Below are 16,081 nucleotides of genomic sequence, written 5' to 3' on the forward strand. Positions count from 1 at the left end.
TGACCATGAAATTTATGGAAAACCAAATCCGTCAACCCTGTCGCTCCGTCTCCTCGGTGCTCCTCGCCCCCGATGATTCGCCGCCGGCTCCTCCCGGCCTTCAACGCTTTGGCGCTTCCTTCCACTTCGCGGCGCGATTGCGCCGCCAGCGCACGCCCTGTTGTTGCACGTTCGGCGCCTCGACCGCCGGCCCGGTTTCTCGGCTCATGGTCTCACTCACCACCATGCCGGCGAGAATCAGGAGTACGCCGAGCCAGCGCGCAGGCGAGACGTGATCGCCATTCATGAGCCACGCGCCGACGACGGCCACGGGCAACTCCAGCGTGCCGAGCACGGCAGCGGTGCGGCCGCCGATGTGCGGGATGGCGATGAGGGCGAAGAGCGTCGGGAGCACTTGACTCAACAGCGCGATCCAAAATCCCCAGAAGAGGGTGGGGACAGGCCGTGCAACAAGGTGGTGCACAAACGCGCTAGGCGGGAACACAAAGAGCACCGAGATGCCCGCGACCGTGATGACGAGCGCGGAGCGGAGCTCGGGAGAGACGGCCGGATCGTTGTGCGCAGAAGCTGTGAGGTTGACAGCGTAGGCGAGCGCGGCGCCGAGGCCGAGCAGCGCGGCGCCCACGGGCACGCTCTTCCACGTGGCGCCGGTTGCCCCCACCGCAAGCACGGTGCCGCCGAGGATCAGGATGAGTCCCAGCCATTTGGCAGGCCCGGGAAAGCGGCGGCGCCAGGCCGCGTCGATGAGCGTCGCCATCCAGACAAACTGGAACATGAACACGATGGCCAGGGAGGCCGGAAGCACAGCAAGTGCCCGGTAGTACGTGTAGCAGAACAGCGCATTCATCAGGCCGATAAGCACGATGAGCATCCACTGGCGGCGATCGATCCGCTTGCCGCGGTGCCGCATCATGGCGACGATCCAGAGGCACACCGCCGCGATGGCGTACTGGGCGTCGGTGGCCGTGGCCGGATCGAGCCCGGCCGCATACGCGATGCGCAAGATGGGCGAGACGAGGCCGTACATCGCCGCTGCGCAGAGCATCAAGATGGCGTACAACGCGATCCCTCCTCCGCAGAAAGGCGGCCGGCAGGATGCCGACCGCCGCCCCGCAGATAAGGATAGCGCACATTGCTAGGATTGCCAATTATGCGCGATGTCGCGGCGGTACTGCGCTCCGCTGAAGCGAATCGACGAGACGGCCGCGTATGCGCGATGGAGGGCAGCTGGAACATCCTCTCCGACAGCGGCGACGGTGAGCACCCGGCCGCCCGCGGTCTCGAGGCGCCCGCCCTCGCCGAGGCGCGTCCCCGCATGGAACACCGTCACACCCTCGGGCAGGGCGCCCGGGAGCTCGATGGGCACGCCCGTCTCCGCCGACGCGGGGTAGCCCGCGCTCGCCATCACGACGCACACCGCTGCATCCTGCCGCCAGACGATCATGTCCGGCTGGAGTCGGTCATGCGCCACCGCCCACATGACCTCGAACAGGTCGCCCGCGAACAGGGGTAGGACCACCTCGCTCTCCGGATCGCCGAAGCGGCAGTTGAACTCCACCACCTTCGGCCCGTCGTCCGTGAGCATCAGCCCGGCGTACAGCACGCCGCGGTAGAGGATGCCCATCTCGCGCAGCCGGGCGATGGTCGGCCGCACAATCTCTCCGGTGACGCGGTCGATCACGTCCTGTGTCACGCGGGGCACGGGCGAAAAGGCGCCCATGCCGCCGGTGTTCGGGCCCCTGTCTCCGTCCAACAGGCGCTTGAAGTCCCGCGCCGGAAGCATCGGCACGGCGGTGTGCGCGTCCACGAAGTACATGAGCGAAAGCTCCACGCCCCGCATGAACTCCTCGATCACGACGCGCCGACCGGAGGCGCCGAACCGCCCGCCGACGAGCATCTCCTCGAGCGCCGCCTCCGCTTCCGCCACGGTCTCTGCCACCACGACGCCTTTGCCCGCCGCAAGTCCGTCCGCCTTCACGACAATGGGCGCGCCCTGCTCGCGCACGTAGGCGCGCGCTTCCTCGACGTCAGAGAACGTCCGATGGCGCGCGGTTGGCACGCCCGCCTCCGCCATGACGCGCTTGGAAAACGCCTTGGACGCCTCAATCTGCGCCGCCTCGCGGCTCGGGCCGAAGACGGCGATGCCCGCCTCCGCCACCGCGTCCGCCAGGCCCTCGGCGAGCGGCTGCTCGGGCCCCACCACGACGAGATCGATGCCCTTGTCCTGGCAGAATCGAATCAGCGCGCCGTGATCGGACGCAGCGATGGGCGCGATCTCGGCCCACGCCGCCATGCCGGGATTCCCCGGCGCCGCGTACAGTTGCGGCCGGCTCGCGCTCTGCGCAAGCTTCCACACAATGGCGTGCTCGCGAGCGCCTTGGCCGATGACGAGCACGCGCGGGCGCCGCACTTCGTTTGCCATGCATTCTCCCCCTTGATCCCACACAGGTCTCAGTGCAAGAAATGCCGCTCGCCGGTGAACACCATCGCAATTCCGGCCTCGTTCGCAGCCTGGATGCTGTCCTCGTCTCGAATGGATCCGCCCGGCTGGACGATGGCCGCAATGCCCGCGCGCGCCGCCGCATCCACCGTGTCCCGCATGGGGAAGAACGCGTCCGAGGCGAGCACGGCGCCTTTCGCCCGAGCCCCCGCCTGCTTGAGGGCGATCTCAGCCGCACCGACCCGGTTCATCTGGCCTGCGCCGATGCCGAGCGTCCGATCCCGCTCCGCGACGACAATGGCGTTCGACTTGACGAACTGCACGGCGCGCCACGCGAAGCGAAGCGCCTCGTACTCCGCGTCCGTGGGCGCTCGCTTCGTCACCACGCGCCACCGGCTTACGTCGATTGGCGCGGCGAGATCGACGGTCTGGGCCAAGAAGCCGCCGGTCACGCGGCGGAACGTCATGTCGCCTGGGCGCCACAGGGGCTGCGACATGTCCACCACGAGCAGGCGCAGGTTCTTCTTTTTGGCGAGGACCTCGCGCGCCTCCTCGGTAAAGGACGGCGCGATGATAATCTCGAGGAAGATGCCGGCGAGCCGCTCCGCCAGCCGCTTGTCCACCTCGCGGTTCAGTGCCACAATGCCGCCGAAGATGGAGACGGGATCCGCCTCGTACGCCCGCTCGAAGGCCTGCGCCAAGGTCTCGCCCCGGCCAATCCCGCACGGATTCATGTGCTTCACCGCCACCGCGACGGGCTCGTGGAAATCGTCGAAGGCGCGCAGGATCTGGAGCGCGCTGTCGGCGTCCTGGATGTTGTTGTAGGAGAGTTCCTTGCCCTGCAGCTGCTCCGCACGCGCGATGGTGGCCCTGGTGGCATTTGGCTCCCTGTAAAACTGGGCGCGCTGGTGCGGGTTCTCGCCGTAGCGCAGATCCTGCTTCGCTACGCCAGTCACGTGGATGACCTGCGGCCATTCGCCCTCCACCGTTGCGCGTTCATCCAGCTGGCCCGCCAGATAATCGGCGATGAGCGCGTCGTAGTGCGAAATGGCGCGGAATACTTTCGCAGCGAGCTCGCGGCGCAGCGCGCGCGGCACCTCCCCTTGGCGCAGCGCGTCGAGGACGCGAGGGTAATCCTTGGGATCGATGACAGGCAGGACGAATTCGTGATTCTTGGCCGCGCTGCGAAGCATAGCCGGGCCACCGATGTCGATCATCTCGATGGCCTCTTCATCGGTCACGCCCTCGCGCGCGATGGTCTTGGCGAACGGATACAGGTTCACCACGACGAGATCGATAGCTTGGATGCCGTGCGCCTCCATCTGCCGGACGTGGTCAGGCACGTCGCGGCGCGCGAGGAGGCCACCGTGCACCTTGGGGTGGAGCGTCTTCACGCGGCCGTCCAGGATTTCCGGAAAGCCGGTGTGCGCGTCGATGGGCGTGACCGGAATGCCCGACTGCTCGAGCAACGCCGCGGTGCCGCCGGTCGAGAGGATGTCATAGCCGAGATCGACGAGCGCCTGACAGAAGGGAACAATTCCGTCCTTGTCATAGACGCTCACGAGCGCCAGTTTCGCCACGTTCCCACTCCTTTGCGCGGTTGTCCCGCTTCTCTATTCCATGAACCGCACGCCGCGCGCCCCTCGCGCGATGCGCCCGATATCATAAACCGCCTCGCCCTCCGCCCGAAGAAGCTCCGCCGCGCGCGCGGCCTCCGCCTCCGGCAGGACGATGACGTAGCCGATGCCGAGGTTCCAGATGCGCGCCGCCTCCTCGAAGGACAGGCCGCTCGACGCAAGCAGCCACTGAAACACCGGCTGCATCGGCCACGATCCGCGCCGCACCTGCGCCTCGCATCCCTCCGGAAGCACGCGCGGCAGGTTGTCGACCATTCCGCCGCCCGTGATATGGGCCATGGCGGACACGCGCACGCCTTCGCGCAGGAGCCTGAGCACGCTCTTCACGTAGATGCGCGTCGGGCGCAGGAGCACCTCGGCCACGCTCGCGTCCTCGCCGGGAAACGGGTCCGACAGCCGAAGGCCGCGATCGGCGACGAGTTTGCGCACGAGGGAATAGCCGTTCGAATGCACGCCGCTTGACCCAAGCCCGAGGAGCACGTGGCCCTCCCGCACGGCCGATCCGTCCACCATCTCGCCGCGATTGACGCAGCCCACGGCGAAGCCGGCGAGATCGTACTCCCCGTCCGCGTACATGCCGGGCATCTCGGCCGTCTCGCCGCCGACAAGCGCGGCGCCCGCCTGGCGGCAGCCCTCGGCGACGCCGGACACCACGGCCTCCGCCACGCCGACGTCGAGCTTGCCGACGGCCAGATAATCGAGGAAGAAGAGCGGCTCCGCGCCCACCGTGAGGATGTCGTTCACGCACATGGCGACGCAGTCGATGCCGATGGTGTCGTGCCGGCCCGCGGCGATGGCGAGCTTCAGCTTGGTGCCGACGCCGTCGGTGCCGGAGACCAGAACGGGCTCCGGGAACCGGGCGAGATCGAGCGCAAATCCGCTCGCAAAGCCGCCGATGGCCGCGAGCACCTCGGGCCGGAGCGTCGCTTTGGCGAGCCCCGCGTACCGCTTCGCCGCCTCGTTTCCGGCGTCGATATCGACGCCCGCTTGTTTGTACAGATCCAAGGCTCACCCTCCTATGCGGATGGGCTCCACGCCCTCGTTCAGCGTCTGATCGATGAGACTCGTGGGATAGTGGCGTGTGAAGCACGCGTTGCAAAACGGCACGGGCGATCCCGGCGGAAACCCAAAGCCCTCCATGAGCTCGTCGAGCGTCAGGAACTCGAGCGAGTCCGCCTCGATGGCCTGGCGCATCTCTTCGACCGAATGGCGCGCGGCGATGAGTTCCTCCTCCTTCGCCGTGTCGATGCCGTAGTGGCACGGGCTCACGTACGGCGGGCTCGAGATGCGGACGTGCACCTCGAGCGCCCCGGCGCCGCGCAACAGCCGCACGATGCGCCGCGACGTGGTGCCGCGCACGATGGAGTCGTCAATCAGGATGACGCGCTTGCCTTCGACGACGGAGCACACGGCGTTCAACTTCAGGCGCACGCCGAGATCGCGCAGCTCCTGCGAGGGCTGGATGAACGTGCGGGCGATGTACTTGTTCTTGATGAGCCCCGTCTCGAGCGGAAGCCCGCTCCGCTCGGCGTAGCCCGCCGCCGCCGACACGCTGGAATCCGGGACGCCAATCACGATCTCGCCCGGCGCTGGATGCCGCTCGGCGAGGATGCGCCCGAGCTGTTTGCGCACGCTGTGCACGTTCCAGCCGTCCACGTCGCTGTCCGGCCGCGCGAAGTACACGTGCTCGAACGTGCACATGCGCCTCGCGCGCCGCGGCGCGAAGCGGATGGATTTCACGCCGTGGCGCGTGATGTGGAGCAGCTCGCCCGGCTCCACGTCGCGCACGAGCGTGGCCCCGACCGTCTCAAACGCGCACGACTCCGACGCCACCACGTGAGCGTCGCCGAGCTTGCCGAGCACCATGGGGCGGAGGCCGAACGGATCCCGCACCGCGATGAGCTCGTCGTCGCTCAGGATGACGAGCGCGAAGCCGCCCTCGATTTTCTGCACCGCGCGCGCGACGAGATCGACCAAGTCGCCCGCGCCCTCCTTGGCGATGAGGTGCGCGATGACCTCGGTGTCCGACGTCGTCTGAAACAGGCTCCCCTCGTCCTCCAGCTGGATGCGCAGGAAGCGCGCGTTGACGAGGTTGCCGTTGTGCGCGATGGCGAAGTTGCGGGCGTGAGTCGCGAGCGCGATGGGCTGCGCGTTCTGAATGGTGTTCGATCCGGCCGTCGAGTAGCGCACGTGGCCGATGGCCGCGTGGCCGTGGAGCCCTTCAAGCTCGCCCGCGCGAAACACGTCGGTCAAGAGCCCGAGGCCCTTGTGGCTGTACATGCGCGTCCCGTCGGTGGAGGTGATGCCGGCCGCTTCTTGCCCGCGGTGCTGAAGCGCGACGAGCCCGTAGTAGGTCAGCGCGGCCGCCCGCGGGTGACCAAAGATGCCAAAGACGCCACACTCTTCGCGCGGCTTATCGCCGCAAGCCGCCTGCTTTTCCACGCTATCCACGCCTGGTCTCTCCTTTTTGGTCAAAGCGTTGCGCGCGAGTCGACAGCATCCTGGCCAAGGAGGCTCGGGATGGCGTTTCGATAGGCCTCCGCCAAATCGGCGAGCGGAACGCGGACCCGATCTTCCGCGAACGACACTTCAACATGCGGCGCGCCGGTGAATTCCCCCGCGACGCGCGCCGGGACGTCGAGCGCGCGCGCCAGATCCAAGAGGGCCTCGAGGCGATCCGGCAACACCGCCGCGATGGCGCGCCCCTGCGCCTCGGAGAACAGCCAGCCTGCCGGGCGCACGCCGTCGGGTGCCACGATGACCGCACCGCATCCGGCCCCGAGGGCCATCTCCGCGACGGCCACGGCCAGGCCACCCTCGGACACGTCGTGGACGGCTTCGGCCGCGCGCTCGGCGGCGATGCGCTGTAGCAGGTCGTGCAGGCGCCGCTCGGCGGCGAGATCGAGGTAAGGCGCGTCGCCCACCGGCTCGCCGCACGCCAGCTCGGCGTAGAGCGATCCGTCGAGTGCGTCGTCCTCGCGCCCGAGGACGACGAGCTTGAGCCCGCGCGACTCGCGCGGCACAGACGGCATGCGGCGTACAATCCCGTCCAGGACGCCGACGCAGCCGACGATGGGCGTCGGATCGATGTCCTGGCCGCGCGACTCGTTGTAGAGCGACACGTTGCCGCTCACCACGGGGGTGTCGAGCGCGCGGCACGCCTCGGCCATGCCGTCGATGGCATCGGCAAGCTGGCGCATGACGGCGGGCTTTTCCGGGTTGCCGAAGTTGAGGCAGTTCGTGATGGCGAGCGGCTTGGCGCCGACCGCGGCGACGTTGCGCGCCGCCTCTGCCACGGCAATTGCGCCGCCCTTTTTCGGATTCAAGCGGACGTAGCGCCCATTGCCGTCGGTCGCCATGGCGACGGCCTTGTCGAGATCCGGCACCTTGACGAGCGCCGCGTCCATGCCGGGGCCGAAAACCGTCTGCGCGCGCACCATCGTGTCGTACTGGCGGTACACCCACGACTTGTCCGCGACGTTCGGGTGGCGCATGAGGTCGAGCCAGGCGCCGGCGAGATCGCGCGGATCCGGAATGGACGCCGGCTTGGGCGACACGGGCGGCCCCACGGGGCGCTCATACACGGGCGCCTCGTCGACGAGCGCGCGCACGGGGATCTCGGCCACGACCTCGCCGCGCCAGCGGAGGCGCAGCATACCGTCGTCCGTCACGCGGCCCACGTCGGCCACCTCGAGCCCGTAGCGGCGGAAGATGGAGAAGGCCGTCTCCTCCTTGCCGCGCTCCAGCACGACGAGCATGCGCTCCTGCGACTCGGACAGCATCATCTCGTAGGGCGTCATGCCCGTCTCCCGCACCGGGACGCGATCGAGCACGAGCTCGATGCCGCCGCCCGCGCGGCTCGCCATCTCCGCGGACGAAGACGTGAGCCCGGCCGCGCCCATGTCCTGGATGCCGACCACCGCGCCGGTGGCGATGAGCTCCAAGCACGCCTCCATGAGCAGCTTGCCGAGGAACGGATCGCCCACCTGCACCGCGGAGCGCTCCTTTTCCTCCGGATCCTCCGCCGAGGCGAACGTGGCGCCGTGGATCCCGTCGCGGCCCGTGCGCGCGCCGACGACGAAGACCGGGTTGCCGACGCCCTTGGCCTCTCCGCGGACGATGCGGTCTGCCCGCAGGATGCCGACGCACATGGCGTTCACGAGCGGGTTCTGGCGATACGTCGGCGAAAACTGCACCTCGCCGCCGACCGTCGGAATGCCGACGCAGTTGCCATAGCCGCCGATCCCGGCCACCACCTGCGCGAACAAATACCGCGTACGGACATCGTCGAGCGGGCCGAAGCGCAGGCTGTCGAGGAACGCGATGGGCCGCGCGCCCATGGTGAAGATGTCACGCAGAATGCCGCCGACGCCCGTCGCCGCGCCCTGGTACGGCTCGACCGCGGAGGGGTGATTGTGACTTTCCATCTTGAACGCAACCGCGAAGCCGTCGCCGATGTCCACCACGCCCGCGTTTTCTCCGGGGCCCTGCAGGACCTGCGGCCCGGTCGTCGGAAACCTGCGCAGGTGCACCTTGGAACTCTTGTAGCTGCAGTGCTCCGACCAGAGCACGCCGAAGATGCCCGCCTCGACGTAGTTCGGCAGCCGCCCGAGCTTCTCCACCACCCGCTCGTATTCCTCATCCGTCAAGCCGAGATTTCGGTACAGTGCGCGCTCCCGAATCTCCTCTGGCGTTGGCTCACGCATGCGACAGGCCCTCCTCGACGTGCGCGTGAATCGATTGAAATATGCGAATGCCGTCCTCCGAACCCATCCAGTCGATCACGGCCCGCTCCGGATGCGGCATGAGCCCGAGCACGTTTCGCTTGGGGTTCAAAATTCCCGCGATGTCGTCGACGGATCCGTTCGGATTTTCGACGTAGCGAAAGGCCACACGCCGCTCGCGGCGCAGCTCTTCTAAGACCTCGGGCTCCGCGTGATAGCGGCCTTCGCCGTGCGCGATGGGGATGCGGATGACTTCGCCCGGGGTGTAGAGGCGCGTGAACGGCGAGTCGTTGGTCTCCACGCGCAACTCGGTCATCTCGCAACGAAACTGGAGATGACGATTGGGGAGCAACGCCCCCGGCAACAGCCCCGACTCTGTCAGAATCTGAAAGCCATTGCAGATGCCGATGACCGGCTTGCCGCGCTCCGCCTCGCGGGCCACCGCGCGCACCACCGGCGAGAACCGCGCGATGGCCCCGGCGCGGAGATAATCCCCGTAGGAAAAGCCGCCCGGCAACACGATGGCGTCATAGCCGCTCAAGTCGTCCGCGTCGTGCCAGACGAGATCGACGGGATCGCCCGTCACGAGGCGGATGGCCTGTTCGGCGTCGCGATCGCAGTTGGATCCTGGAAAGACGACGACCGCCCACCTCATTGGCCTCGCTCCCGAATCTCAAACGCGTAGGTCTCCATGACCGGGTTGGCGAGCACCTTCTGGCACATGTCCTCCACCTGGCGCTCGGCCGCCTGACGGTCCTCCGCCGCGAGCGTCATCTGAATGAACTTGCCGATGCGCACCTCGCCCGCGCCCTGGAAGCCGAGCGAGACGAGGGCGCCGTGAACCGCGTGCCCCTGCGGGTCAAACACCGACGGTTTCAGCCACACCTTGACCTCCACATCGAACTGCTTCAACGCGCCACGCCTCCTTTGAGCCGCGCCCAGACCTCTTGATACGCCTCTTCGACGCCGCCGAGATCGCGCCGAAATCTATCTTTATCCAGCTTCTCCCTCGTGCGTTCGTCCCAAAGCCGGCATGTGTCCGGCGAGATCTCGTCCGCCAGGACCAACTCCCCCGACGGCAGCCGCCCGAACTCCAGCTTGAAGTCCACGAGGATGAGCCCAGCCTCGCGGAAGCGCTGGATCAGGAGATCGTTCACGGCGAGCGCGAGGCGCCGGAGTTCGGCGAGGTCCTTCTCGGTGGCAAGGTGGAGGATGAGGGCGTGATCGTCCGTCACGAGCGGATCGCCGAGCGCGTCGTTCTTGTAGTAGAACTCGACCAAGGGCCGCTCCAGCACCGTGCCCTCTTCGATGCCAAACCGCTTGGAGAAGCTGCCAGCCGCGAGGTTGCGGACGACGACCTCGAGCGGGATGATCTCCACCTTGCGCACCAGGGTCTCTCGTTCAGAGACTTCTTCCACGAAGTGTGTCGGCACACCGTGCTCCTCGAGGTAGCGGAACAGGAGGTTGCTCATCTGGTTGTTGATGGCGCCCTTGCCGACGATGGTGCCGCGCTTCTCCCCGTTGAACGCGGTGGCGTCGTCCTTGTACAGGACGCGCACCACGCCGGGGTCGGACGTCGCGAACACTTTTTTCGCCTTGCCTTCGTAGAGCAGCGTTTCCTCGGCCATTTCGCCCATCCTTTCGTGCGAGCGTCGTGAGCGCGGCTCACATGCCAAAGCGGTGAAAGATGGTGTCGACGTGCTTCAAGTGCCAGGACGGATCGAACAGCTCCTCAATCTCCTCGGGCGAAAGGTGCGCCCGGATGCGAGGGGAGGCAAGCACGAGCTCTTTGAACGATCTCGCCTCTTCCCACGCCTGCATGGCGAGCGGCTGGACAGTGTCGTACGCCTCCTCGCGGGAGAGGCCCTTGTCCACGAGCGCGGTCATGACGCGCTGCGAGAACACGAGCCCGTGCGTCCGATCCATGTTGCGGCGCATGTTCTCGGGGTAGACGTGCAAGTCGGTCAAGATGCGGTTCATGCGGTTCAACATGTAGTCGATGAGGATGGTCGCGTCCGGAAGCACGATGCGCTCCACGGACGAGTGGCTGATGTCGCGCTCGTGCCAGAGCGGAACGTCCTCGAGCGCCGGCACGACGTAGCCGCGGAGCACGCGCGAGAGCCCAGAGATCTGCTCACACGAGACCGGATTGCGCTTGTGCGGCATGGCGGACGATCCCTTCTGCCCCTTGTAGAAGGGCTCCTCCACCTCGCGCACCTCCGACTTCTGCAGCGCGCGGATCTCCGTCGCGATCTTGTCGAGCGTCGTGCCGAGAAGCGCCAGGGTGAAGATGAATTCCGCGTGCCGATCCCGCTGCAACGTCTGCGTGCTGATGGGCGCGGGCTTCAGCCCAAGCCGCGAGCACACGTACTCCTCCACGCGCGGGTCCACGTTCGCGTACGTGCCCACGGCGCCGGAGATCTTGCCGTACCGCATGCGCTCGCTCGCCGCGTCGAACCGCTCGAGATCGCGCTGTAGCTCCGCGTACCAGAGCAGGCACTTGAGCCCGAACGTGGTGGGCTCCGCGTGCACGCCGTGCGTGCGGCCCATCATCACGGTGTATTTGTGCTTCTTCGCGAGCTCCTCGAGCGTGGCGAGGAGTTGCTCCACGTCCTCGCGGATGATCTCGATGGGCCGGCGCAGCTGCGCCATGAGCGCGGTGTCCACCACGTCCGTCGACGTCAGCCCATAGTGCACCCACTTCCGCTCCGGGCCGAGCGACTCGGAGACCGCCCGGGTGAACGCCACCACGTCGTGGCGCGTCTCCTGCTCGATCTCGAGCACCCGGTTCACGTCGAAGCGCGCGCGCTCGCGGATGAGCCGCGCGTCTTCCTTCGGGATGACGCCGAGTTCCGCCCACGCCTCCACGGCGAGGATTTCGACTTCCAACCACCACCGCATCTTTTCTTCGAGCGTCCACAAGCCTGCCATCTCGGGCCGGCTGTACCGGTCGATCACGCCACATCCTCCTCGTAGGAACCGATTGTCGCCCCGATCCCTGGGGCTCTCTTGGCGCGCTTGCGCGGCGCGCATCTCTCTCACGAGCGCACCCGACACGTCCATGGTAACACGAAACGGCCGGGCATCCGAACGTTCATTGTGAATTTGAATCGAACGTTCGCTTCCGCGGGTGCAGACTCGCCCGAGGCGAGTCACTCCCATTCGATGGTCGCGGGCGGCTTCGACGTGATGTCGTACACGACGCGGTTGATGCCCGGCACTTCGTTGACGATGCGGGTCGAAATGGCCGCCAGGACATCCCAGGGAATCCGCGCGAAATCCGCCGTCATCCCCTCTTGCGAATGCACCGCGCGCACGGCCAGGGTGTAGGCGTACGTCCGTTCATCGCCCATCACGCCCACGGTGCGGTTGCCGGTCAGCACTGTGAAATACTGCCAGATCTCGCGTTCCAAGCCCGCCTTCGCGATTTCCTCGCGCAAGATGGCGTCCGACTCGCGCACGAGGTGCAACTTCTCCTCCGTGACCTCGCCGATGATGCGAATGGCGAGCCCCGGCCCCGGGAACGGCTGCCGCCAGACAATCTCGGGCGCCAGTCCCAGCGCTTCGCCCAGTCGGCGCACCTCGTCCTTGAACAGGTCGCGCAGCGGCTCGATGATCTGAAAACGAATGTCTTTCGGGAGGCCGCCCACGTTGTGGTGCGACTTGATGGTGGCCGCCGTGTGCGTCCCGCTCTCGATGATGTCCGTGTACAGCGTGCCCTGCACGAGGTAGTCGAACGGGCCGAGGCGCTCCGACTCCTCCTCAAACACGCGGATGAACTCCTCGCCGATGATCTTCCGCTTCCGCTCCGGATCCGTCACGCCTTCGAGCCGCCCGAGAAACCGCGCCTTCGCGTCCACCCGCACCACGTCGATGCCGAGCTTGTCGCGCAGGCTCTGCATCACGCTGTCGCTCTCGCCCTTGCGCAGGAGGCCGTGATCGACGAACATGGCCGTCAGCTGATGACCGATGGCGCGGTGCACCAACGCCGCCGCCACCGAGGAGTCGACGCCGCCCGAGATGGCGACGAGCACGCGCTTGTCACCGACGCGCTCGCGAATGCTCTGGATGGACTCGTCGATGAAGTTGGTCATCGTCCAGTCCCCGCGGCAGCCGCAGATGTCAAACAGGAAGTTGCGGAGAAGATCGATGCCGTGATCGCTGTGATGCACCTCGGGGTGGAATTGCACGGCGTACAGGCGCGCGTCGGGCTTCGACATGGCCGCGATGGCGCCGTTGTCCGTGACGGCGTCGAGGCGAAAGCCATCGGGCACCTTGGTGACGACGTCGCTGTGGCTCATCCAGACGCTCTGGCGATCCGGCAGGTCGCGAAATAAATTGGCGCCGGGCTTGACCTCGATGGACGCCCGCCCGTACTCGCGCACGGCGCCGCGGGCCACATCGGCCTGGAATCGCTTGGCCAGAAGCTGCATGCCATAACAGATGCCGAGAATGGGGACGCCGAGGTCGAACACGGCGGGATCGACGTCCGGCGCGCCTTCCGCAAACACGCTCTTCGGGCCGCCGGAAAAGACGATGCCCTTGAGCGGGCGCGCTCTCAGCTCGTCGGCGGAGACGGTGTGGGGCAGGAGCTCGGAATAGACGCCGAGCTCGCGGATGCGCCGAGCAATCAGCTGGTTGTACTGGCCTCCGAAGTCGAGGACGGCCACAAGTTCATGCATCGACTGGCACTCCTTTGCGGGAAAGGTCGCGAGGAACGGCTACGACAACGGGCCGATCCCGCACGTCCACGAGGATCGGCCCGTCCAAGCCGGAAGAAGCACACGACGACGCGAGGCACGGCGCCTCCGGCGCGGAGCGCGTGCGTACCCGGCTGCGTGTATGCGACGTTCCTGCCCGACCTCGTAGCAAGGCGATTTACGGTCGCCTCGTAGAGACTGCCGGGCCATATTCCCGGCATTATACGAGTCTCGGATTACGCACCCATTCTATCGGTTTCGACAAAGGGCGTCAATTCGGGAAAAGGAGAGCGAACCCCGGCCTTCCGGAATTCACCCTCCAAGTCACGCGGTTTGGAATGCGACGCGCCTGACGGTGACGGCTCCGGCATCCAGGCGACTCGGTTTAGGTTCCAACGGTCACGTGCGAGCCGCTCTGGTGACCATTGAGGGTGAAAAAGACGCGATCCGGCGTGTAGTGGTTGGCAACCGACACCAGCTGACCGCGGCCCACGTTTCCCGCCACGAGGAAAGCGCAGGAACCATATGGATACGACAAACTGTTCACTCCGTGAGCGTTCTGAAATTCCGCCATCACGCCAGACGCCAACCGAACATTCGAGGCCCCTTTGGGAAGAGCGAGCATTCCGCTCGAGAAGAAGCAAACCATCTCATCCGCGCTCGCGTAGACGTCGACGTCCCCGACATCCGGGACCGATACAGGACCGGTGGTCGGCGCCTTGGACAGCGATGGACCGTCCAGCTCTGGTCTCTGATTCTCGGGCGACGGCAGCAAGAAGAGCGCGTCCGTTTTCCACACGCCGTTTTTGTCACCGGCGACCAGAATCCCTTCCGTCTTGGACACGCGCGGGATTCTGACACGCACAATGTCGACATTCTGAATTCGAAACTCATTCACCACGTCACTCGGGACGGAATAGCTCGTGGAGCCGTCAGACAATCTCCACTGCACCGAGTGGAGAATTCCCGGCAAGGGATTGACGTCTGACTGGGGAACGACGTTTTGGATCACCGCCATCCGAAGGGACACCTCGCCTTGAGGCGAGGCCGTGCCATTCGTCGGCGATTGGCCGCAGGCCGTGAGGAGCCCCGTGCACAGCATGGGGGCAAGGAACCATGCGCGTTTCACTCGACCACCTCGATTCGCTGCGGCGTTCGTTCATTCCAGCAAGAGACTTGAAATTCGTGTTTCGGCAAGAGACTTCAGGATGAAGAGCGGGACTGAAATAATCCCCTGTGACCTCGTTCGCCGCAAGACCGGAAGTTTTTTACGGATTGGTAGGCGACGTAGGTCTGGTCATCTCTGTCATATAATAAATATCATAAAGGAAATATACTGTAAACAAATCCATTCGAAGATTAGAATTACACTTGTATTCCGACGCTACACGTCAAGCGTCAAATCTGATGTCGTTTTACCACTTGGCGTATCTGTAAGCCGGTCGATCCGCACGGGAATAGGCGGATGACTCCTTCCTAAAGCAGCCCATACACCGCGAGTTGGCAGATCAAAACCTTCCAGTTTGCGGAGGGCCGATACCAATCCCTCGCCAAATCCGATTTCACGGGCAAAGGCATCCGCTCGGAATTCCTCTTTTCGGCCGACCGCCAACATGCCAAGGCTAATCAGCCGGTTCAGAACCCAAAGCAACGCCTTAGCCAGAATAGCGAAGATCCATAGAAACACTCGCGCAGCGCCGATACCGAGACCCACGCCAAGCCCACCTGAAGCCGTCCCCACACCCTGGACTAGCCGCATGATGACATCAAAAGCTATAAACACAAACGTGAGTATCCACGCGCAGATGTTCCCCGCCATATTCATTGTGACTGCCACCGAGCGGATTTTGGTATCTCCATACCATAGATGACCAAGTTCATGGGCCATGATGCCTTCCAGTTCGGCCCGACTCGCGCCGAGTAGCATGCCCCGCGTGACGCAGACCGTTCGAGTTCCAAGCGCAAAAGCGTTGGGATATTCCTCGTCGCTCACAAACAGTTGTGGATGATATTGATTACGCTTGGTCTCCGGCAACTTGGCCGCTGCCGCTTGGGTGACAGCCTCCCACGCTGCTTGCATTTTCTCCGTTTCCTCTCGGGTTGCAGGCCTGCATCCGTAAACCATGCGGTTGATGGATTCAGCCACGGGGGAGAGAGACAGAGCGATGATGGCTAGCGCAACGATTGCGGCCCACAAGTCAGGATGCGGTAGAAATAGGCTACAAACTGCGTCGATCAGTATGTAATTGACCACAAGGTTCAAACCAAGCCAAACATATCGCACAGTCCGTCACCCTCTCATTTCTCGTTGTGCGTAGAGCGAACTGGATATCCAGGAACGCTGCGAATGACCCTGCCTTGTCCAACCTCGGAGCGCATGATCGCGTCTGGACGAACGATGAACTGCTGAGCCAGCCTCTTCGTGCCCATGCCTCGACTCCTTGCTTACCGAGTGCGGCACGCCCCACCAACTCTCCTTACCAAGGCCGGCAAGTCGCTCCGCATCCAACGGACCGTAGTTCTTCGAAACAACTTGCCAGTCAATCCGTTGCTTGACCTTGTGTATAGGATTTTAGTAGG

The 16,081-nt window shown here is 65.4% G+C and carries 13 protein-coding genes and 1 riboswitch; all 13 genes read right to left on the minus strand.

Translation table 11 applies throughout. From position 1 onward, the window contains the following. Nucleotides 1-100: 100 nt before the first annotated feature. Nucleotides 101-1,060, minus strand: a complete 960-nt coding sequence (locus AS26_RS11215; RefSeq protein WP_062309543.1) for an EamA family transporter — start codon at nucleotides 1,058-1,060, stop codon at nucleotides 101-103. Nucleotides 1,061-1,135: 75 nt separating this feature from the next. Then, nucleotides 1,136-2,422, minus strand: a complete 1,287-nt coding sequence (gene purD, locus AS26_RS11220) for a phosphoribosylamine--glycine ligase (RefSeq protein ID WP_062309545.1) — start codon at nucleotides 2,420-2,422, stop codon at nucleotides 1,136-1,138. A 29-nt stretch (nucleotides 2,423-2,451) separates the two neighbouring features. Further along, nucleotides 2,452-4,020 carry a bifunctional phosphoribosylaminoimidazolecarboxamide formyltransferase/IMP cyclohydrolase gene (gene purH / locus AS26_RS11225; protein ID WP_062309547.1) on the minus strand — a complete coding sequence of 523 codons (1,569 nt, stop codon included), beginning with the start codon at nucleotides 4,018-4,020 and terminating at the stop codon, nucleotides 2,452-2,454. 33 nt (nucleotides 4,021-4,053) lie between these two features. Then, the gene (gene purM / locus AS26_RS11230) at nucleotides 4,054-5,082 is read right to left on the minus strand and encodes a phosphoribosylformylglycinamidine cyclo-ligase (protein ID WP_062309549.1); all 1,029 of its coding nucleotides are present in this window, start codon (nucleotides 5,080-5,082) and stop codon (nucleotides 4,054-4,056) included. Nucleotides 5,083-5,085: 3 nt separating this feature from the next. Continuing rightward, on the minus strand, nucleotides 5,086-6,528 hold the full coding sequence (purF, locus tag AS26_RS11235; protein WP_062309551.1) for an amidophosphoribosyltransferase: 1,443 nt from the start codon (nucleotides 6,526-6,528) through the stop codon (nucleotides 5,086-5,088). 20 nt (nucleotides 6,529-6,548) lie between these two features. Beyond that, complete coding sequence (gene purL, locus AS26_RS11240; protein WP_062309554.1) at nucleotides 6,549-8,783, minus strand: phosphoribosylformylglycinamidine synthase subunit PurL; 2,235 nt, start codon at nucleotides 8,781-8,783, stop codon at nucleotides 6,549-6,551. Further along, complete coding sequence (gene purQ, locus AS26_RS11245) at nucleotides 8,776-9,456, minus strand: phosphoribosylformylglycinamidine synthase subunit PurQ (protein WP_062309556.1); 681 nt, start codon at nucleotides 9,454-9,456, stop codon at nucleotides 8,776-8,778. Before purQ ends, purL begins: the two co-directional genes overlap by 8 nt. Continuing rightward, on the minus strand, nucleotides 9,453-9,713 hold the full coding sequence (purS, locus tag AS26_RS11250; RefSeq protein ID WP_062309558.1) for a phosphoribosylformylglycinamidine synthase subunit PurS: 261 nt from the start codon (nucleotides 9,711-9,713) through the stop codon (nucleotides 9,453-9,455). The genes purQ and purS overlap by 4 nt, the downstream gene beginning before the upstream one ends. Then, nucleotides 9,710-10,429: a phosphoribosylaminoimidazolesuccinocarboxamide synthase gene (gene purC / locus AS26_RS11255; RefSeq protein WP_062309561.1), complete on the minus strand. Its 720-nt coding sequence runs from the start codon at nucleotides 10,427-10,429 to the stop codon at nucleotides 9,710-9,712. The genes purS and purC overlap by 4 nt, the downstream gene beginning before the upstream one ends. A 37-nt stretch (nucleotides 10,430-10,466) precedes the next feature. After that, on the minus strand, nucleotides 10,467-11,759 hold the full coding sequence (gene purB / locus AS26_RS11260; protein ID WP_062309563.1) for an adenylosuccinate lyase: 1,293 nt from the start codon (nucleotides 11,757-11,759) through the stop codon (nucleotides 10,467-10,469). A 194-nt stretch (nucleotides 11,760-11,953) separates the two neighbouring features. After that, nucleotides 11,954-13,483 (minus strand): glutamine-hydrolyzing GMP synthase, encoded by a 1,530-nt coding sequence (gene guaA, locus AS26_RS11265; protein ID WP_062309565.1) that lies wholly within the window; start codon nucleotides 13,481-13,483, stop codon nucleotides 11,954-11,956. Between the two features lie 164 nt (nucleotides 13,484-13,647). Next, a riboswitch (purine riboswitch) is annotated at nucleotides 13,648-13,749 on the minus strand. Nucleotides 13,750-13,886: 137 nt separating this feature from the next. Continuing rightward, entirely contained in the window at nucleotides 13,887-14,630 is a 744-nt protein-coding gene (locus AS26_RS11270; RefSeq protein ID WP_245629739.1) for a hypothetical protein, read from the minus strand. A gap of 255 nt (nucleotides 14,631-14,885) precedes the next feature. Next, nucleotides 14,886-15,785: a M48 family metalloprotease gene (locus AS26_RS11275; RefSeq protein ID WP_062309568.1), complete on the minus strand. Its 900-nt coding sequence runs from the start codon at nucleotides 15,783-15,785 to the stop codon at nucleotides 14,886-14,888. Between the last annotated feature and the right edge of the window lie 296 nt (nucleotides 15,786-16,081).

Source organism: Alicyclobacillus sendaiensis NBRC 100866 (assembly GCF_001552675.1).
GTDB classification, from domain to species: Bacteria; Bacillota; Bacilli; order Alicyclobacillales; family Alicyclobacillaceae; genus Alicyclobacillus; species Alicyclobacillus sendaiensis.

What these genes read in the sequence shown, in the direction of transcription:
- purL (WP_062309554.1), bottom strand. Translation starts at nt 8,783, where the DNA reads ATGCGTGAGCCAACGCCAGAGGAGATTCGGGAGCGCGCACTGTACCGA.
- purC (WP_062309561.1), bottom strand. Translation starts at nt 10,429, where the DNA reads ATGGCCGAGGAAACGCTGCTCTACGAAGGCAAGGCGAAAAAAGTGTTC.
- guaA (WP_062309565.1), bottom strand. Translation starts at nt 13,483, where the DNA reads ATGCATGAACTTGTGGCCGTCCTCGACTTCGGAGGCCAGTACAACCAG.
- purQ (WP_062309556.1), bottom strand. Translation starts at nt 9,456, where the DNA reads ATGAGGTGGGCGGTCGTCGTCTTTCCAGGATCCAACTGCGATCGCGAC.
- purD (WP_062309545.1), bottom strand. Translation starts at nt 2,422, where the DNA reads ATGGCAAACGAAGTGCGGCGCCCGCGCGTGCTCGTCATCGGCCAAGGC.